At 55.8% G+C, this 18,454-nt stretch carries 19 protein-coding genes; 14 read left to right on the top strand and 5 right to left on the bottom strand.

The window, feature by feature from the left end; genetic code table 11:
• Positions 1 to 2: 2 nt before the first annotated feature.
• A complete protein-coding gene (locus AC6I8X_RS05370; protein ID WP_299456769.1) occupies positions 3 to 1,103 on the top strand; it encodes a phosphoserine transaminase in 1,101 nt (366 codons plus the stop codon).
• 123 nt (positions 1,104 to 1,226) lie between these two features.
• Here the strand turns inward: AC6I8X_RS05370 and AC6I8X_RS05365 are convergent, their stop codons facing one another.
• Entirely contained in the window at positions 1,227 to 1,727 is a 501-nt protein-coding gene (locus tag AC6I8X_RS05365) for a DUF1198 family protein (protein ID WP_497840676.1), read from the bottom strand.
• A gap of 165 nt (positions 1,728 to 1,892) precedes the next feature.
• Here AC6I8X_RS05365 and folD point away from each other — a divergent pair, with 165 nt between their 5' ends.
• Both folD and ybcJ read left to right on the top strand, forming a co-directional pair.
• The gene (gene folD, locus AC6I8X_RS05360) at positions 1,893 to 2,759 is read left to right on the top strand and encodes a bifunctional methylenetetrahydrofolate dehydrogenase/methenyltetrahydrofolate cyclohydrolase FolD (protein ID WP_497840675.1); all 867 of its coding nucleotides are present in this window, start codon (positions 1,893 to 1,895) and stop codon (positions 2,757 to 2,759) included.
• Positions 2,759 to 2,971 carry a ribosome-associated protein YbcJ gene (ybcJ, locus tag AC6I8X_RS05355; protein ID WP_084873280.1) on the top strand — a complete coding sequence of 71 codons (213 nt, stop codon included), beginning with the start codon at positions 2,759 to 2,761 and terminating at the stop codon, positions 2,969 to 2,971. Before folD ends, ybcJ begins: the two co-directional genes overlap by 1 nt.
• Before the next feature lie 33 nt (positions 2,972 to 3,004).
• On the opposite strand, the gene cysS is transcribed toward ybcJ, so the two are convergent.
• A complete protein-coding gene (gene cysS / locus AC6I8X_RS05350; protein ID WP_299456775.1) occupies positions 3,005 to 4,390 on the bottom strand; it encodes a cysteine--tRNA ligase in 1,386 nt (461 codons plus the stop codon).
• Between the two features lie 216 nt (positions 4,391 to 4,606).
• On the opposite strand from cysS, the gene ppiB reads away from it, so the two are divergent.
• The 4 genes from ppiB to purK all read left to right on the top strand — a co-directional run bounded on the left by ppiB (position 4,607) and on the right by purK (position 7,519).
• Positions 4,607 to 5,101, top strand: coding sequence for a peptidylprolyl isomerase B (gene ppiB, locus AC6I8X_RS05345; protein WP_084873276.1), 495 nt, complete (start codon positions 4,607 to 4,609; stop codon positions 5,099 to 5,101).
• On the top strand, positions 5,101 to 5,817 hold the full coding sequence (locus AC6I8X_RS05340; RefSeq protein WP_313682746.1) for a UDP-2,3-diacylglucosamine diphosphatase: 717 nt from the start codon (positions 5,101 to 5,103) through the stop codon (positions 5,815 to 5,817). The genes ppiB and AC6I8X_RS05340 overlap by 1 nt, the downstream gene beginning before the upstream one ends.
• A 131-nt stretch (positions 5,818 to 5,948) precedes the next feature.
• Positions 5,949 to 6,458, top strand: coding sequence for a 5-(carboxyamino)imidazole ribonucleotide mutase (gene purE, locus AC6I8X_RS05335; RefSeq protein WP_310616360.1), 510 nt, complete (start codon positions 5,949 to 5,951; stop codon positions 6,456 to 6,458).
• Positions 6,455 to 7,519, top strand: a complete 1,065-nt coding sequence (gene purK, locus AC6I8X_RS05330; RefSeq protein WP_313682742.1) for a 5-(carboxyamino)imidazole ribonucleotide synthase — start codon at positions 6,455 to 6,457, stop codon at positions 7,517 to 7,519. Before purE ends, purK begins: the two co-directional genes overlap by 4 nt.
• Before the next feature lie 50 nt (positions 7,520 to 7,569).
• On the opposite strand, the gene ybbP is transcribed toward purK, so the two are convergent.
• Positions 7,570 to 9,987, bottom strand: a complete 2,418-nt coding sequence (gene ybbP, locus AC6I8X_RS05325) for a putative ABC transporter permease subunit YbbP (RefSeq protein WP_497840674.1) — start codon at positions 9,985 to 9,987, stop codon at positions 7,570 to 7,572.
• The gene (gene ybbA, locus AC6I8X_RS05320) at positions 9,984 to 10,670 is read right to left on the bottom strand and encodes a putative ABC transporter ATP-binding protein YbbA (protein WP_299456785.1); all 687 of its coding nucleotides are present in this window, start codon (positions 10,668 to 10,670) and stop codon (positions 9,984 to 9,986) included. Before ybbA ends, ybbP begins: the two co-directional genes overlap by 4 nt.
• Here ybbA and tesA point away from each other — a divergent pair.
• The 6 genes from tesA to AC6I8X_RS05290 all read left to right on the top strand — a co-directional run bounded on the left by tesA (position 10,638) and on the right by AC6I8X_RS05290 (position 15,446).
• Entirely contained in the window at positions 10,638 to 11,264 is a 627-nt protein-coding gene (tesA, locus tag AC6I8X_RS05315; RefSeq protein WP_313682738.1) for a multifunctional acyl-CoA thioesterase I/protease I/lysophospholipase L1, read from the top strand. The two genes, ybbA and tesA, sit on opposite strands and share 33 nt — an antisense overlap.
• Before the next feature lie 189 nt (positions 11,265 to 11,453).
• Entirely contained in the window at positions 11,454 to 12,056 is a 603-nt protein-coding gene (locus AC6I8X_RS05310) for a histidine phosphatase family protein (protein WP_313682736.1), read from the top strand.
• 255 nt (positions 12,057 to 12,311) lie between these two features.
• Entirely contained in the window at positions 12,312 to 13,085 is a 774-nt protein-coding gene (locus AC6I8X_RS05305) for an SDR family oxidoreductase (RefSeq protein ID WP_313682734.1), read from the top strand.
• A gap of 79 nt (positions 13,086 to 13,164) precedes the next feature.
• Positions 13,165 to 14,019 carry a tetratricopeptide repeat protein gene (locus AC6I8X_RS05300; RefSeq protein ID WP_313682732.1) on the top strand — a complete coding sequence of 285 codons (855 nt, stop codon included), beginning with the start codon at positions 13,165 to 13,167 and terminating at the stop codon, positions 14,017 to 14,019.
• 54 nt (positions 14,020 to 14,073) lie between these two features.
• Positions 14,074 to 14,988 (top strand): SPFH domain-containing protein, encoded by a 915-nt coding sequence (locus tag AC6I8X_RS05295; protein WP_497840673.1) that lies wholly within the window; start codon positions 14,074 to 14,076, stop codon positions 14,986 to 14,988.
• Positions 14,988 to 15,446 (top strand): NfeD family protein, encoded by a 459-nt coding sequence (locus tag AC6I8X_RS05290; protein ID WP_313682829.1) that lies wholly within the window; start codon positions 14,988 to 14,990, stop codon positions 15,444 to 15,446. Before AC6I8X_RS05295 ends, AC6I8X_RS05290 begins: the two co-directional genes overlap by 1 nt.
• Here AC6I8X_RS05290 and cueR read toward each other — a convergent pair.
• On the bottom strand, positions 15,422 to 15,838 hold the full coding sequence (cueR, locus tag AC6I8X_RS05285) for a Cu(I)-responsive transcriptional regulator (protein WP_084873257.1): 417 nt from the start codon (positions 15,836 to 15,838) through the stop codon (positions 15,422 to 15,424). The two genes, AC6I8X_RS05290 and cueR, sit on opposite strands and share 25 nt — an antisense overlap.
• Before the next feature lie 96 nt (positions 15,839 to 15,934).
• Between cueR and copA the strand changes: the two genes are divergently transcribed.
• Positions 15,935 to 18,439 (top strand): copper-exporting P-type ATPase CopA, encoded by a 2,505-nt coding sequence (copA, locus tag AC6I8X_RS05280; protein WP_497840672.1) that lies wholly within the window; start codon positions 15,935 to 15,937, stop codon positions 18,437 to 18,439.
• The last annotated feature ends 15 nt before the right edge of the window (positions 18,440 to 18,454 follow it).

Genomic DNA, 18,454 nt, shown 5'->3' with positions numbered 1-18,454 from the left:
ACATGATTTCACGTAACGCCCTGAATTTCTCCGGTGGCCCTGGGGCATTGCCGGAAACGGTTCTCGCACAGGTTGAAGCTGCAATTAAAGAAGTGCCAGAAGTTGGTCTGTCCATCCTCGGTATCAGCCATCGTTCTGACTGGTTTGCTGCCGTTGTTGAAGAAACTGAAAACAACATTCGCACCCTGCTGGGACTGTCGAAAGATTTCCACATTCTGTTCCTGCAAGGCGGTGCCACGCAGCAGTTCTCTATGGTACCGATGACACTGCTTCGCGGTCAGAAACACGCCGCTGAATATCTTGATACCGGTTACTGGAGCAGTAAAGTTGTCACTGAAGCTCGCCGCGAAGGCCCGGTTAAAGTGCTCTGGAGCGGGGAATCTTGCGGATTTAACCGCCTGCCTGCTGATGATGAACTCGATTTTTCACCGGATGCGCCTTATCTGCATTACGTGTCGAACGAAACGGTTGAAGGACTGCAATTCCAGCGTATCCTGGGCCGCGATGATGTTCCGCGTGTGTGCGATATGTCTTCTGATTTCCTGTCAAAACCTTGCGATGCCAATAAATTCTCGGTGATTTACGCCCATGCTCAGAAAAACATCGGCCCGGCAGGCGTCACCATCGTGCTGGTACATGACACCGTGGTAAAAGCCTCTTCTGAGGAGTTGCCCTCTTTCCTGAACTATCGCCGTCAGGTGGAATCCCATTCCAATCTCAACACACCGCCGGTGTTTGCAATTTACGTTGTACTGCTGGTTACCCGCTGGTTACTTAATGATGTTGGTGGTCTGGAAAATATGGCGCAAACCAACCGCCATAAAGCTGAGTTGCTGTACGCCATGCTGGATAACAGCGATGGTTTCTACAATGGCTGGAGCAGCGTCGAAGACCGCTCACAAATGAATGTGGCGTTTAAACTTCCTGATGAAATGCTGGTGAAAAAATTCCTGGCTGAAAGCCATGAAGCAGGCTTCTCAGGTCTGGCAGGCCATCGCGCCATCGGAGGTATCCGTGCCTCTATCTATAATGCACTGTCCCTGCCTGCGGCTGAAAAACTGACCAATTTCATGGATGATTTCATGCGTAAAAACCGCAAATAATCATCTGTGTCAGCAATAAAAATGCCCCCGCCGGGTGACAGACGGGGACATTTTTTTGCGGTGTAAGTACGCTTGCGCCAAATTATGGGTTGCACGTTTTTGCACCCGCCAGCCAATCGGCCCTCAGTGACGATTGCGATATTCACTCAGTGAGATCAGATTCGTCTCTTCTTTCGCCTCGCCTTCCAGCTCGATTCCCTGGGCAAAACTGCCGTTGAAACGTTCACGCAGCGCGTTCATCTCCTGCCTGTCTGGTTCCAGCTCGCGCAGAAAACCCATCGCCAGCAACAGTTGCTGCTGTGTGATGACCGGAGAAAAATGCGCGCGCGTCAGAATCTGATGCCAGCGCTGCATATTCGCATCCCCGCTATCGACGATAAACACCTGCCAGATCAGCAGCACCGCCGCGGCATTTTGCAAATGGCTTTCATGGTCGCCGGTGATGTAGTCGGTAAACTCTTTCGCCGCCTCTTTGCCCATTAGCGACAACATCGATTCCACATGCACCGGGGGCAATTGCAGTCGCTTGCTCAGCGCCTGCGCCGCATGGCGAGAACCGGCAGTCAGCAGGCGGAAACCCACTACAAACACCACCACTAAAGTCGCAAGAATTAGCCAGATCATATGCATTCCACTAAATTAATCGCCAGGCATGATACGGGTTAACGCAGACGATCTGAAGTGACAAAAGCAGACCTCAGGATCATTCTGTGCCTGACAGCGCGGCGCGCTTCTGACAGAATAGGCGCCTTTCCCCGTTTCAACATAACACAGTGGATTTCCTCTCTGATGGCAGCAAAAATTATTGACGGTAAAACGATTGCGCAGCAGGTGCGCCTTGAGGTTGCGGAAAAAGTACAGCAGCGTCTGGCAGCCGGAAAACGCGCCCCGGGACTGGCAGTCGTTCTGGTGGGTGAAAACCCTGCTTCACAGATCTATGTCGCCAGCAAACGCCGCGCCTGTGAAGAGGTGGGCTTCATATCCCGTTCATACGATTTGCCTGCCACCACCAGCGAAGCCGAGCTGCTGGATTTAATCGATGCCCTGAACAACGATCACGAGATCGATGGCATTCTGGTGCAGTTGCCGCTGCCGGCAGGCATCGATAACGTCAAAGTGCTGGAACGCATTGTGCCGGACAAAGACGTCGATGGCTTCCATCCGTATAACGTCGGTCGCCTGTGTCAGCGCGCACCGAAACTGCGCCCCTGCACCCCGCGCGGTATCGTGACGCTGCTGGAGCGCTATAACATCGATACCTACGGCCTGAATGCCGTGGTGGTTGGTGCATCGAATATTGTTGGGCGTCCGATGAGCATGGAGCTGCTGCTGGCGGGTTGCACCACCACCGTCACCCATCGCTTCACTAAAGATCTGCGTCACCATATTGAGCATGCTGACCTGTTGATCGTCGCGGTGGGTAAACCAAACTTTATCCCAGGTGACTGGATTAAACCGGGCGCGATCGTGATCGATGTGGGTATTAACCGTCTGGAAAGCGGTAAAGTCGTAGGTGATGTGGATTACGCCGCGGCTTCCGAACGCGCTTCTTATATCACGCCGGTGCCGGGCGGTGTTGGCCCGATGACGGTTGCCACCCTGATCCAAAACACGCTGCAGGCGTGCGAAGAATATCACGATGAGGAGAACGCATAATGGCAAGTTTTTCTCTGGGTAAACACCCGCATGTTGATCTGTGCGATCTACTAAAACTCGAAGGTTGGGTGGAGAGCGGCGCTCAGGCTAAAGCGGTCATCGGCGAAGGTGAAGTGCTCGTCGATGGCGCAGTGGAAACCCGTAAACGTTGTAAGATTTTCGCCGGTCAAACGGTGGAATTTGCCGGTCAACGCATTACCGTTGTGGCATAAACAACAAGGGCGAACCGAAGTTCGCCCTTGTTCTTATTTACGACGCCATGTCGTGCCCTGCGGACCATCTTCCAGCACGATCCCCAACGCATTCAACTTATCGCGCGCCACATCGGCCTGCGCCCAGTCTTTCGCTTTACGCGCATCGTTACGCATCTGAATCAGCGCTTCAATCTCCGCCACTTCATCATCGTTCGCCTGCGCACCGCTTTGCAGGAACTGCTCCGGGTCCTGTTGCAGAATGCCCAGCACATCCGCCAGCTGACGCAGTTTCGCCGCCAGCGCATCGGCAGCCGCTTTATCTTCTGTTTTCAGACGGTTCACTTCACGCGCCATATCGAACAGTACCGAGTAAGCTTCCGGCGTGTTGAAGTCATCATCCATTGCTGTACGGAAGCGTGTTTCAAACTCTTCACCACCCGCCGCCACCGCAGCAGCATCAGTGTGACGCAACGCGGTGTAGAGGCGCTCCAGCGCCGCACGCGCCTGATTGAGGTTATCTTCGCCATAGTTCAGCTGGCTGCGATAGTGGCCCGACATCAGGAAGTAACGCACGGTTTCCGCATCGTAGTGCTGCAGCACATCGCGCACGGTAAAGAAGTTGCCGAGGGATTTTGACATCTTCTCGCGGTCAACCATCACCATACCGGAGTGCATCCAGTAGTTAACGTACGGGCCATCATGCGCACAGGTGGACTGCGCCACTTCGTTTTCATGATGCGGGAACATCAGATCGGAACCGCCGCCGTGAATATCGAAATGGGTGCCGAGTTGTTTGCAGTTCATCGCCGAACATTCAATATGCCAGCCCGGACGACCATTGCCCCACGGTGAACTCCATGCCGGTTCGTCCGCTTTGGACATCTTCCACAGCACGAAATCCATCGGATTGCGTTTCACTTCAGCCACTTCCACGCGCGCACCGGCCTGCAATTGCTCCAGATCCTGGCGTGACAGCGCACCGTAATCTTTGTCGCTGAGGACATCAAACATCACGTCGCCGTTATCTGCCACATAAGCGTGACCACGCTCAATCAGCAGGCCAACCAGCTCGATAATTTCGTCGATATGACGCGTGGCGCGTGGCTCCAGATTCGGCGGCAGGATACCCAGCGCGGCGAAATCTTTATGCATTTCACCGATCATACGATTGGTCAGGGTTTCGATGCTTTCGCCGTTTTCGTTGGCACGTTTGATAATTTTGTCGTCAATATCGGTGATGTTACGCACATACTTCAGCGTATAACCGACATAGCGCAGGTAGCGCGCCACCACATCAAACGCAACGAAGGTACGCCCGTGGCCGATATGACAGAGGTCGTACACCGTGATGCCGCACACGTACATGCCGATTTCGCCAGCATGGATGGGTTTGAATTCCTCTTTCTGTCGACTCAGGGTGTTATAAATCTTTAACATTGAAAGGTTCCGTATAAACGTGTGCGAAGAAGGCCTATTCAGGCTAGCTGCGTATTGTGCCGTATTTTTTACGCCAGCGCGACGCCAGCATAGCAACAGCCGCCACCTTGCTGACGCGTCATCACAATTTGTGATATAAGGAGCGTCTACAAAAAGGCCCGCTGCTTTGCATGCGCGGCTATTGGCACCGACGACAACCTTTACAGGACGAGAATGATGGTCACTTTCCAGACGAACCATGGCGATATCGTAATTAAAACTTTCGATGATAAAGCGCCGGCAACCGTAAAGAACTTCCTGGATTACTGCCGTGATGGTTTCTACGACAACACCATTTTCCACCGTGTCATCAATGGCTTTATGATTCAGGGCGGCGGTTTTGAGCCTGGCATGAAACAGAAAGCCACTAAAGAAGAAATCCGTAACGAAGCCAATAACGGTCTGAAAAACACCCGTGGCACCCTGGCGATGGCACGTACTCAGGCCCCGCACTCTGCCACTGCGCAGTTCTTCATCAACGTTGCCGACAACGACTTCCTGAACTTCCGTGACGAAAGCCTGCAGGGCTGGGGTTACTGCGTGTTTGCTGAAGTGGTTGAAGGTATGGACGTAGTCGAAAAAATCAAAGCGGTCGCTACCGGCCGCAGCGGCATGCACCAGGATGTGCCGAAAGATGACGTGATCATCCAGAAAGTGACCGTTAGCGAGTAATGTCGCGCACGCTGTTTATCGCAGATCTTCATCTGTGTCAGGACGAACCGGCAATTACTGCCGGTTTTCTGCATTTTTTGCAGCGTGAAGCGCATCAGTGCGATGCGCTTTATATCCTCGGTGACCTGTTTGAAGCCTGGATCGGCGATGACGATCCCAATCCGTTGCATCAGCAAATCGCCGCTGCGCTCAAGGCGTTGCCGGTGCCGAAGTATTTTATTCACGGCAATCGCGATTTCCTGCTCGGCCAGCGTTTTGCTGCTGCCTGCGGCATGACGTTGCTACCGGAAGAACAGGTGTTAACTCTGTATGGTCAGCGGCTGCTGATTATGCACGGTGATACCCTTTGCACCGACGATGAAGGCTATCAGCGTTTTCGCGCCAAAGTGCATCAGCGCTGGCTGCAAAAACTGTTTCTCGCTTTACCATTACGTTTGCGGATGCGGATTGCCGCCAGAATGCGTGCCAACAGCAAACAGGCCAATCAGCATAAGTCGCTGAGCATCATGGATGTCAATCAACAGGCGGTTATCGAGGCCATGACGCGCCAGCAGGTGCGGCTATTGATTCACGGCCATACCCATCGCCCGGCACTCCATGAGTTTGTTTTGCAGGGTGAAAACGCGCAACGCGTGGTGCTCGGTGCCTGGCATCAGCAGGGATCGATGGTTCAGGTCGATGCCGATGGCGTCAGGCTTATCGAATTTCCGTTCTGACAAACGGGCAATCTTGCCCGTTTTCCGGCCACGCAACCGTTTTCCTTGCTGCCATCTCATGCTATTCTCTGTGCCCTTCTTCACCTGCCCGCCCGGCCAGGTTCGTTTGTATATTCACAGGAGTTGACCGCATGTCATCCAACGCCGCCCCGGCTCGTATCGCCATCGTCATGGGTTCCAAAAGTGACTGGGCTACCATGCAGTTCGCCGAGGAAATTCTTAACAGCCTGGATGTCCCCTTCCACGTTGAAGTGGTCTCTGCTCACCGTACGCCGGACAAACTGTTCAGCTTTGCCGAAAACGCCGCCCAGAATGGTTTTCAGGTGATTATCGCCGGTGCTGGCGGTGCCGCACATCTGCCGGGCATGCTGGCAGCCAAAACGCTGGTACCGGTGCTGGGTGTACCGGTACAAAGCGCCGCGCTGAGCGGGGTCGATAGCCTTTACTCCATCGTGCAAATGCCGCGTGGTATTCCGGTAGGCACGCTGGCAATCGGTAAAGCCGGTGCCGCGAACGCCGCACTGCTGGCCGCACAGATTCTGGCGATTCACGACAGCGCGCTGGCAACTCGCCTGGCAACCTGGCGTCAGACCCAGACTGATGAAGTGCTGAACAACCCGGACCCGCGGGGGGATGCATGAAGCCGGTTTGCGTACTGGGAAATGGTCAGTTAGGCCGGATGCTGCGTCAGGCCGGTGAACCGCTGGGTATCGCTGTCTACCCGGTAGGGCTGGATGCGGAACCCTCTGCCCTGCCGATTGCACAAAGCGTTATCACCGCCGAAATTGAACGCTGGCCGGAAACTGCGCTGACGCGTGAACTGGCAAGCCATCCGGCGTTTGTGAATCGCGATATTTTCCCGCGTCTGGCCGATCGCCTGACGCAAAAACAACTGCTCGATCAGCTCAACCTTGCCACCGCGCCGTGGCAGTTGCTGGCGGATAAAAGCGAGTGGCCACAGGTGTTCAGTTCACTGGGCGAACTTGCCATTGTCAAACGCCGTACCGGTGGTTATGACGGGCGTGGTCAGTGGCGTCTGCGCGCCAATGAAGCCGACAGCCTGCCGGATGAATGCTACGGTGAATGCATCGTTGAGCAGGGCATCAACTTCAGCGGCGAAGTTTCACTGGTGGGCGCGCGCGGTCAGGACGGCAGCACCGTTTTCTACCCGCTGACTCATAACCTGCATCAGGACGGCATTCTGCGTACCAGCGTGGCCTTCCCGCAGGCGGATGCCGCGCAGCAACAACAGGCCGAAGCCATGCTCAGCGCCATCATGCATGAGCTGAACTACGTGGGCGTGATGGCGATGGAATGTTTCATCACACCACAAGGCCTGCTGATCAACGAGCTGGCTCCGCGCGTGCACAACAGCGGGCACTGGACACAGAATGGCGCCTCCATCAGCCAGTTCGAGCTGCATTTACGTGCCGTACTGGGCTTACCGCTGCCACAGCCGGTGGTGTATGCGCCTTCCGTGATGGTCAACCTGATCGGTACTGATGTGAATCTGGCGTGGCTGCATCAGCCGCTGGTGCATCTGCATTGGTACGAAAAAGAAGTGCGTCCGGGACGTAAAGTGGGTCACCTGAATCTCACGGACAGCGACCAGGCCCGCCTGGCTGCGGCGCTGAACGCGCTGGTGCCTTTGCTGCCGCCTGAGTACGCCAGTGGTATCGCCTGGGCAGTGGAGAAACTGTAACGAAAACGGTCGCCATTGATGGCGACCGTTCTGTTACGCGGCGCGATTTATCACGCCGCCTCAAACCTTCTGAACAACGCTTTCCCCTTCAGCAAGCGCACACCCAACCAGCCGCCGCACAACGACAACAAAACTGCTCCGCAGATCGGTAACGCCAGCCACAGGCTCCAGTCTGGTTCCCACGGAAAATCAAAGATTTTACGCTGTAATCCCCACAGGGCCGCTTCCGCTCCCAGCGCCGCTGCCACACCCGACACCACGCCAAGCAGCGCGAACTCGCACCATAACGTCCCACGCAGCAGCCGCTTGCTCGCCCCCAGCGTGCGATACACCACCAGTTCCTGACGCCGCTGACGCATACCGACCTGAATCTGCGCCAGCAACAGCAACACGCCGCAAATCGTCACCAGCACCACCATAATTTCCAGTGCCTGGCTGACCTGCGCCAGCACCTGACCAATCTGGCGCAGCATGCTGCCAATATCCAACAGGCTCAGGGTCGGGAAGCTACGATTCAGTTGCGCCAGCAATGCCGGATTGCTCTCCATACGGAAGCTGGTCAGCCACGTCTGCGGCTGATCATCCAGCGCACCCGGCGGGAAAATGAAGAAGAAGTTTGGCCGCATGCTTTCCCAGTCAACTTTACGCAGGCTGGTAATTTTGGCGCTGAACTGCTGGGTATCGCCGCTGAAGGTTAAGGTATCGCCCAGTTTCACTCCCAGCCGATCCGCCAGCTCAGTTTCTACTGAAACCTCCCCGGCACGCGGCGGCCATGTTCCCGCCACCAGCGGGTTATGATCCGGTCGTTCAGCCTGCCACGTCAGATTCAGCTCGCGATTCAGCGCGTTATCCATATTCGGATCGGCATCTCTACCGTTCAGCTGCGTCAGACGCGCGCGAATAATCGGATAGAAGGTTTCTGCTTTGATGTGATGCGAATTGAGGAAATCACGTACCTGCGGCACCTGTTCCTGCGTCATATTCAGCAGAAAATAGTTGGGGCTATCCGGTGGCAATTGCTGTTGCCAGCGATCCAGCAGGTCACCGCGCATCACCAGCAATAGTGCCAGTAGCATAAAGGAGAGCGAAAAAGCCGCCAGTTGGCTGAGGGTCATGGCAGGCTGGCGCAGCAGACGATTAATCGCCAATCGCATCGCCAGATTGCGCACCACCAGACGCCGCAACAGCAGCAGCGCGCCCCAGCCAAGTACCGCCAGCAATATTGCCAGCATCACTACGCCCACCAGCAGTGCCCACAACATTTTGCTGCCGCCCATCAGCAGCGCCAGCAGACCAATCACCACCAGTGCCATCACCGGCAGATAGAAACGCAGCGGCCAGACATTCGCCACGGCATCCCGCCGCAATACGCGTAGCGGCTGGGTTGCCATTAATAAACGATAAGGTCGCAGGCCCACCAGCAGCGAAATCACAAACATCGCCCCCAGCGCCCACAGCCAGGGCCAGAAACTGGCGGCCGGCAGCGCGCCAGGCAGGACCGGTTTCAGCATCACCAGCAGGATGACCTCAATTCCCTGCCCCAGCACGCTCCCCGCCAGCGCTGCCAGCAGCAGCACTGCCAGCCACTGGCCGATGATTAAGCGTTGCAGTACCCGCCGCGTCGCACCGAGGGTTTTCAGCACCGCCACCAAATCATAGCGGCTGCGACAATAGTGGCTCATCGCCACCGCGACGGCGGCGATCGCCAGCAGCAACGTCAGTAACGCCGAAAGCAGCAAAAATTGCTGCGCCCGCTGCATCGATCGTCCTAATGCATCTTCTGAGTTTTCGACGCTGATCCAGCGCTGATCGGGCTTCAGCTGCGGCTGAATCCAGCTGTCATAGCGTGCCAATGGGGCCGGATCGCCGGAGAATTTGTAACGCCAGCTCAGACGGCTACCCGGCTGAATAGCACCGGTTTTCTCCACATCGGCCAGGTTCATTAACAGGCGAGGGGCGGTCTGGAAGGGATTGAAACCGGCATCCGGCTCCTGAATCACCTCCCCGGCAATACGCAGCGTGGTGTCACCCACATCAATCTGGTCGCCGGTTTTCAGGTTGAGTAACGCCAGCAAGCGCGGGGCTGCCAGCACCGTTCCGGCAACAGGGCGCAGGCCAGGGGGATCCGTTTGCAAGGTACCGAACATCGGGTACGCATCATCAACCGCCTTCACATCCGCCAGCTGCGGCGTTTGCTGCGCAAAGGTCATGGTCATAAAACTGAGCTGGCGGCTGACTGACAAGCCCTCCTCGCGCGCCTTTGCCAGCCAGGCTTCCGGTACCGGGGAACTGCTGCGCAACGTGCGATCGCCCGCCATAAAATCACGGCTTTGCTGGCTTAGCCCTTTCTCCATGCGGTCGCTGATCGAACCCAGCGCCAGCACACAGGCCACCGCCAGCGTCAGCGCCAGCCAGACGATCAACAGCGAGGGCGATCGCCACTCGCGCCAGAACCAGCGCCAGATCATGACTCCTCCCACAATTTTCCGTCACGCAGCCGCAGGCGACGATCGCAACGTGCCGCCAGCTGTTCATCGTGCGTCACCAGGATCAGTGTCGTGGCGAAATCCCGGTTCAGGGAAAACAACAGATCAGCAATGCGGTCACCGGTCTGGCGATCGAGATTGCCGGTCGGTTCATCAGCAAACAGTAAACCTGGCCGTCCGTTAAAGGCACGCGCCAGCGCCACCCGCTGTTGTTCTCCGCCGGAAAGTTGTGCGGGAAGATGATGCAAACGCGCTTTCAGCCCAAGCTGGGTCAGCAAATCCACCGCCTGAGCGCGACTTTCCCGATCGCTCACGCCACGCAACAGCGCAGGCAGTTGCACGTTCTCCAGCGCATTTAACGTTGGCACCAGCATAAAGGATTGAAAAACAAAACCGACCTCACGGGCGCGCAGCGCAGCCCGCTGCTCTTCATCCATGGTATGCAGGGGTTCGCCGAGCAGATGGACTTCGCCGCTGCTGCCATCATCCAGCCCGGCGAGGATGCCCAGCAGCGTCGATTTTCCCGAGCCGGACTCTCCAATCAACGCAATGGTCTCGGCTGGTTTGACAACCAGCTCAACTCCGGTAAGGATGGTCAGCTGATGCTCTCCCTGACCGACGGACTTAGTAAGATGATGAACTTCAACAATGTTTTCCGCTGGCATTATCCCTTCCTGTTGTTATTGCTTCTGCTGGTGTCACGTCTTGCCGCGGCTGATACCCTGCTGGTGCTGGGCGATAGCCTCAGCGCCGGTTACCGGATGTCCGCCACCGTCGCCTGGCCGAGCCTGCTGGATAAACAATGGCAGCAGCAGCCCAGAATTATCAACGCCAGTATCAGCGGCGATACCGCCGGACAGGGACTGGCGCGTTTACCGGCGTTATTAAAACAGCATCAACCGCGCTGGGTGTTAATCGAATTGGGCGGTAACGATGGTCTGCGCGGCTTCCCACCACAAAATATCGCGCAGGATCTGAGCAAAATCATCAACGAGGTAAAAGCAGCAAATGCTCAACCGCTGCTGATGCAGATTCGTTTACCGGCAAATTATGGACGTCGTTATACGGAGGCGTTTAGCGCGATTTATCCGCAGCTGGCACAGCAGTACGACATTCCTCTGGTGCCTTTCTTTATGGAGCAGGTCTACCTGAAACCGGAGTGGATGCAACAGGATGGCATACATCCAAACCCGGATGCACAGCCCTTTATCGCCGATGTGATGGCGAAAGCACTGGCCCCGCTAGTAAAGCATGATTAACGCAGGCGCGTGATTTTTAACAGGTAAAGTTATGCAAAAATACAAAATGGAAAACAAAGCACGTTAAAACAATAATATAAAGAAAAACTGCATGGCGACAATGTGGCGACAGCAAGTATCGGTTGTCACATTCCAATCCATTGCAAAAAGGAATAATGCACAAAATCCATTACTGACAGGAAGATAGAAATGAATAAATTTTTTGCACTGCTGTTCAGTGTCGCAATCATCACTCCGCTGGCGGCGAGCGCTGACAGCACTTATGTGTTTTTTCGTCATGGAGAAAAACCGGATAACCGGAGTGGTCAACTGACCTGCAAAGGACTGAACCGGGCGTTAAACCTGCCGTCTGTATTGCTGAATCGTTATGGTCAACCTGATGCACTCTATGCCTCGGGACCCAACGAGGACAAGACCGGCAGCTCACTGCGCCCACTTACCACCATCCTCCCTTTAGCCATACAAATTTCAAAACCTGTCGTAATTCGCTTTAATGCCGATGAACCCCTTCCGTTGGTATCCGCACTGCTTGAAGAAAAAAAAGTCCCCCTGACGTTTATCTCCTGGGAACATAAGAACCTGGTCATCGCAGCCCGGGAACTTGTTAAAAAAACAGGTGGCGATGACGGGCAGGTTCCTGACTGGCCATCATCAGATTTCGATTCATTGTATATTGTGCGGATTGATGCTCAGCAGCACTTCATATCCTTTACACGGGATTCTGAGGGACTCAATGGCGTATCATCACAATGCCCCGGTGTCAGTGAGGAAACGTCAGGGTCAGCCAAATAGAGGATGACTTTGCTATTGCTATCAACTCTCAGTCGCCAGACCAGAAACGCGATCTCTGGCGGTTCAGCGGGATAAACAGGCGCACTGTCATCCGGTTTTCCATCAACATCAACCCGTTGGCAATTCACAACGTAGCGCGAATCGCGCATTCCCATCGCGACAAGAGGGTAGCAAACAGTTCAAACTCGGCGTTCTCAAAAAAGACAAATTGATTTAAATTCAATTAATAAGTCTAATTTCGATGGATAGTTAGTCATGCAAAAAACCATTCTGATCACTGGCTGTTCCAGTGGTATTGGCCTGGTGGCCGCAAATGATCTGCTGTCACGCGGTTATCGCGTAATTGCCGCCTGCCGTAAGGCGGAAGATGTTGAGCGCATGAACGCACTGGGATTTATCGGGATTGCCCTGGATCTGGACGACCCCGCCAGCGTTGATGCCGCTGCCGACCAGGTGATCGCACTGACGGAAAATCGCCTGCACGGTTTATTCAACAACGGTGGCTTTGGTATTTATGGCCCGCTCGCCAGCCTGTCACGTCAGCAACTGGAACAGCAATTCTCCACCAACTTTTTCGGCACCCATCAGTTGACGATGCGTCTGCTACCCGCGCTGCAAGCCAGCGGTGATGGCCGTATCATCAACACCAGCTCAGTGCTGGGGCTGATTTCCACCCCCGGACGCGGTGCTTACGCCGCCAGTAAGTATGCGCTGGAAGCCTGGAGTGATGCGCTGCGGATGGAGTTGCGTCAGTCCGGCGTCCGTGTCAGCCTGATTGAACCAGGACCGATTCGTACCCGCTTCACCGATAACGTTCATCAGGGCGAGAGCGATAAACCGGTGCGCAATCCCGGTATTGCCGCACGCTTTACCCTGCCGCCCGAGGCGATTTTACCAAAGCTACGTCATGCGCTGGAAAGTCAGCACCCGCGCCTGCGCTATCCGGTGACGCTGGTGGCCTGGAGTATGAGCCTGTTAAAACGCATCTTGCCAGGCTGGATGCTGGATCGCATTTTGCGCAGCAAATAGCCTGCAACCCTGATTTGAACTTGAAGCCGGGCAGCTTGCCCCCATATCCTCAACACACTTTCAGCAAAGAGACGCATTCATGTCACACGCTTTAATTATCGACATCAACGAATCCAACCTGCATCAAACGCTGGAACAATCCATGCAGTTGCCGGTGCTGTTTTATTTCTGGTCCGACCGCAGCCAGCACTGCCAGCAACTGACGCCGGTGCTGGAGCATCTGGCCCAGGAATATGCCGGGCAGTTTATTCTGGCAAAACTGGATTGCGATAAAGAGCAGATGGTGGCGTCACAGTTTGGTCTGCGCTCAATCCCGACGGTGTATCTGTTCCAGAATGGTCAGCCCGTCGATGGTTTCCAGGGACCGCAGCCTGAAGAAGCTATTCGCGCCCTGCTGCAAAAAGTCCTGCCGCGCGAAGAAGAATTGAAAGCACAGCAGGCAATGGCCCTGATGGATGAAGGTAAACCGCTGGAAGCGCTGCCGCTGCTGAAAGACGCCTGGCAGTTAAGCAATCAGGCCAGTGAAATTGGCTTTCTGCTGGCAGAAGTGCTAATCACCCTGAACCGCAGCGATGAAGCAGAAGCGGTGCTGAACGTGGTGCCGTTGCAGGATCAGGACACCCGTTATCAGAGTCTGGTCGCGCAAATCGAACTGCTCAAAAAGGCGGCCGACACCCCGGAAATTCAGCATTTGCAGGAACAGCTGGCAAAGGACCCCGCGAACGCCGATCTGGCTGCTAAACTTTCTTTACAGCTGCATCAGGTGGGCCGTAATGAAGAAGCGCTTGAGCTTCTGTATAGCTTTCTGAAAAGCGATCTCAACGCCGGTGACGGCCAGGTACGTAAGATGTTGCAGGAAATTCTGGCCGCGCTGGGAACGGGTGACGCACTGGCTGCACGCTATCGCCGCCAGCTCTATTCGCTGCTGTACTAGCGTTAAAAGGGAGCGAAGAGACTCAGCTCCCTCATCTGACAACCAGGAGGTTATATGTTGACTGTGATGCCGGTAATCATCGTACTCGCGCTGGTTACCGTTTGGGCCGGAGTAAAAATTGTGCCACAGGGGTATCAGTGGACGGTGGAACGCTTTGGGCGTTATACCCGTACCCTGCAACCCGGTCTGACGTTAGTCGTGCCGTTCATGGATCGCATTGGCCGCAAGGTCAATATGATGGAACGTGTACTCGATATCCCCTCCCAGGAAGTGATCTCCAAAGACAATGCCAACGTGACTATCGATGCGGTCTGCTTTCTTCAGGTAATCGATGCCGCTCGCACGGCGTATGAAGTCAGCAACCTTGAGCTGGCCATACTCAATCTCACCATGACAAACATCCGTACCGTTCTCGGTGGCATGGAGCTGGATGAAATGCTGTCGCAGCGCGATAACATCAATACCCGTTTGCTGCACATTGTCGATGAAGCGACCAACCCCTGGGGAGTGAAAATCACCCGTATCGAAATTCGTGATGTGCGTCCACCACAGGAACTGATTGCCGCCATGAACGCGCAGATGAAAGCCGAACGAACCAAACGTGCCGACATCCTGACGGCAGAAGGGGTGCGTCAGGCAGCGATTCTGCGCGCTGAAGGGGAAAAACAGTCACAGATCCTGAAAGCCGAGGGAGAACGAACAGCCGCGTTCCTGCATGCCGAAGCACGTGAGCGTCAAGCGCAGGCAGAAGCCACTGCAACACGTATGGTATCCGAAGCGATCGCCGCCGGGGATATTCAGGCGGTGAACTACTTTGTGGCACAAAAATATACCGATGCTCTGCAAAAAATCGGTGAAGCCAACAACAGCAAGGTCGTGATGATGCCGCTGGATGCCAGCAGCCTGCTCGGCTCGGTGGCCGGAATTAGCGAGCTGCTGAAAGAGAGTGGCCGGGAGCGCAAACCGTGATCCTGATGGAGCTGATTGCGCATCCGCACTGGTTCTGGCTGACACTCGGCGGCCTGTTGCTGGCTGCTGAGATGCTTGGCACCAGTGGGTATCTGCTGTGGAGCGGGCTGGCAGCGGTGCTGGTTGGCATCATTGAGTGGTTTTTTCCCTTCTCGTGGACCAGCCAGGGCTTGCTGTTTGCGGTATTGACGCTACTGTGTGCATTTTTCTGGTATCGCTGGTTGCGCTACCGCGAAGCCTCTCAGCAGCCTAACGTTCTTAATCAACGCGGTACGCAACTGATCGGGCAGCATTTCACGCTGGAAAGCACCCTGAAAGATGGCACTGGCCATATACGCATTGGCGACAGCAGCTGGCGCGTGCAGGCAGAAGACGATCTACCTGCCGGTACTCAGGTGGTGGTCACGGGTGTGGTCGGCATCACGCTACGGATTCAGCCGCGCTTTCCTGCACCCTGATGGCAGCATCCCGCCAGGTGATTGATGATGGGGCATTCAGCGCCATCATCACCCGGACAGGCTTCGGCCAGCGCCAGCAAACGTGCTCGCATCGCATGTAATTCCTCGATATGGGCAGCAATCTCATCCGCTTTTTGCAACGTTCGCGCCTTCACATCAGCGCTATGACGCGCGGGATCATTGAATAGCGTCACCAGTTCGCGGCACTCTTCAAGGGTGAACCCCACCTGCCGTGCCTGGCGTAACAGGTTAAGTTCATCAATATGGTGTGGATTGTAACTGCGATAACCATTTTCGCTGCGCAGCGGCGGCGTCACTACGCCCTTCTCTTCGTAGAAACGAATCGCTTTGCTGGTCAGCCCGGTTTTTTTGGCGACATCGCTAATGTTCATATGCTCCCCTTGACCTTCCCCTGAATGGAAGGTTTAGGCTTTATAACTAATGCAAAGTCTGCATGCAGTCAAACCTGAACGCATAAGGAGTTAAACATGTCACATACACAGTTGCTGGCGCTGGATGGTTTATCCTGCGGCCACTGCGTCAAACGGGTCAAAGAGGCGCTGGAACAGCGCGGCGATGTTGAACAGGCTGAAGTGACTCAGCAGGAAGCACGCGTCACGGGTGCCGCCAGCGCCAGCGATCTGATCGCCACCGTAGAACAGGCGGGGTATCACGCAGCGTTGAAAGACAGCCCAAAGTCTGAACCGTTGGCAGCATCAGAGCCGCAGCCGGAGGCGCTGGCAACGGAGTCCTATTCGCCCCCGGCAGATGAAACCCAGCCTGTCCATCACTTATTAATTGGTGGTATGAGCTGTGCCAGTTGTGTCAGCCGTGTTGAGCAGGCACTACAAAAAGTGCCTGGCGTCAGTCAGGCACGCGTTAACCTTGGCGAGCGCAGCGCGCTGGTGCTCGGTGATGCACAACCCGCAGACCTGATAGGTGCGGTCGATCAGGCCGGTTATTCCGCAGAAATTATCGAAGATGAACAAACTCGCCGTGAACGCCAGCAGGTCAGCGCCCGTCAGGCGATGCGCCGTTTTGGCTGGCAATCGGCACTGGCATTGTTGCTCGGCGTCCCGATGATGATCTGGGGCATGCTGGGCGACAATATGATGCTCAACGCCAGCAACATCACGTTATGGCGCACACTGGGGGTCATAACGTTACTGGTGATGGTGATAGCGGGTGGCCACTTCTACCGTAGCGCCTGGCGCAGCCTGCGCCACGGCACCGCAACCATGGATACGTTGGTTGCCCTCGGCACCGGCGCAGCGTGGCTCTATTCCATGAGCGTGGCGCTGTGGCCCGAATTTTTCCCGATGCAGGCGCGTCATCTCTATTTTGAAGCCAGCGTGATGATCATTGGTCTGATCAATCTGGGCCATGCGCTTGAGCAGCGAGCACGGCAACGGGCTTCCCAGGCGCTGGAACGTTTGCTGGATTTAACCCCGGCCCAGGCTCGCGTTATCAGCGATCAGGGTGAAACCCTGCTGCCGCTGAGTGAAGTTCAGCCCGGCATGCTGATTAAACTGGTCACCGGTGACCGCGTGCCGGTCGATGGCGAAGTAGCCAGTGGCGAAGCCTGGTGTGATGAAGCCATGCTGACGGGCGAAGCCGTACCGCAAAGCAAACAGCCCGGAGACAAAGTTTACGCCGGTACGCTGGTACAGGATGGCACGCTACGTTTTACCGCGCGAGCTACCGGCAGCCACACCACCCTGGCACGCATCATCAATCTGGTGCGCCAGGCACAGAGCAGTAAACCCGATATCGGACGTCTTGCTGACCGTATCTCTGCGGTATTTGTGCCCGTAGTGGTGGCGATTGCGCTGCTTAGTGGATTGATTTGGTATCTGGCAGGCCCGCAACCGCAGCTGGCTTACACGCTGGTGATTGTCACCACCGTACTGATTATCGCCTGCCCTTGCGCCCTTGGGCTGGCAACGCCGATGTCGGTGATTGCCGGGGTGGGTCGTGCCGCAGAGCTGGGTGTGCTGGTACGGGATGCTGATGCGCTACAGCGCGCCAGCGAAGTAGACACGCTGGTGTTTGATAAAACTGGCACCCTGACGCAGGGCTCGCCTCAGGTGAGCGATGTGCTGTTGTATGCCGACTGGGATCGTCAGCAGTTGCTGCAGGCGGCGGCACAGCTGGAGCAAGGCTCCAGCCATCCACTGGCAAAAGCGATCATTGCGGCTACACCAGAGTTGCCTGCCGCCGACATTGAGCAATTTCGTACAATACGCGGCAAGGGCGTCAGCGCTAAAGTCGCAGGCAGAACGTTATTGCTGGGTAACCTTGCGTTAATGGAAGCGCAGCAGGTTGATTGTGCAGTCGCTCGCGATGATATCGAGCGGCTGGCAGCGCTGGGTGCTACCCCGGTACTGCTGGCGGATGAGCGCCAACTGCTGGGGCTGATCGCCTTGCGTGACAGCCTGCGTCCGGAGAGCCGCGACGCGCTGCAACGCCTGCATCAACAGGGATACCAGTTGATCATGCTGACCGGCGATCATGAAAAAACCGCGCGGGCCATTGCCGCCGAAGCCGGCATTGACCAGGTTATTGCGGGCGTATTGCCTGAAGGCAAAGCGCAGGCCATTGCGCAGTTACAACAGCAGGGGCGCAAAGTGGTGATGGTGGGCGATGGGATTAACGACGCTCCGGCACTGGCGCAGGCAGACGTGGGGATTGCTATGGGTGGCGGCAGCGATGTCGCTGTTGAAACCGCCGCCATGGCGCTGATGCGCAACGACCTGCATTGTGTCGCTGATGCGCTGGCCATTTCCCGCGCCACACTGCGTAATATGCGACAAAACCTGCTGGGTGCATTTGTTTACAACAGCTTAGGTATTCCGATTGCAGCAGGTGTGCTCTATCCGTTTACCGGGATGCTGCTTAGCCCGATTGTGGCCGGTGCAGCGATGGCGCTCTCCTCAATAACCGTGGTGAGTAACGCGAATCGTTTGCTGCGCTTTAAGCCGCCGGTGCGCTAATAGCAAGCCCTGCGC

It is taken from the genome of Pantoea sp. X-Soil-TKNS-1280 (genome assembly GCF_059730475.1).
Note: the sequence above shows the minus strand (reverse complement) of the source record. Positions and strands in the feature narration are given on the sequence as shown.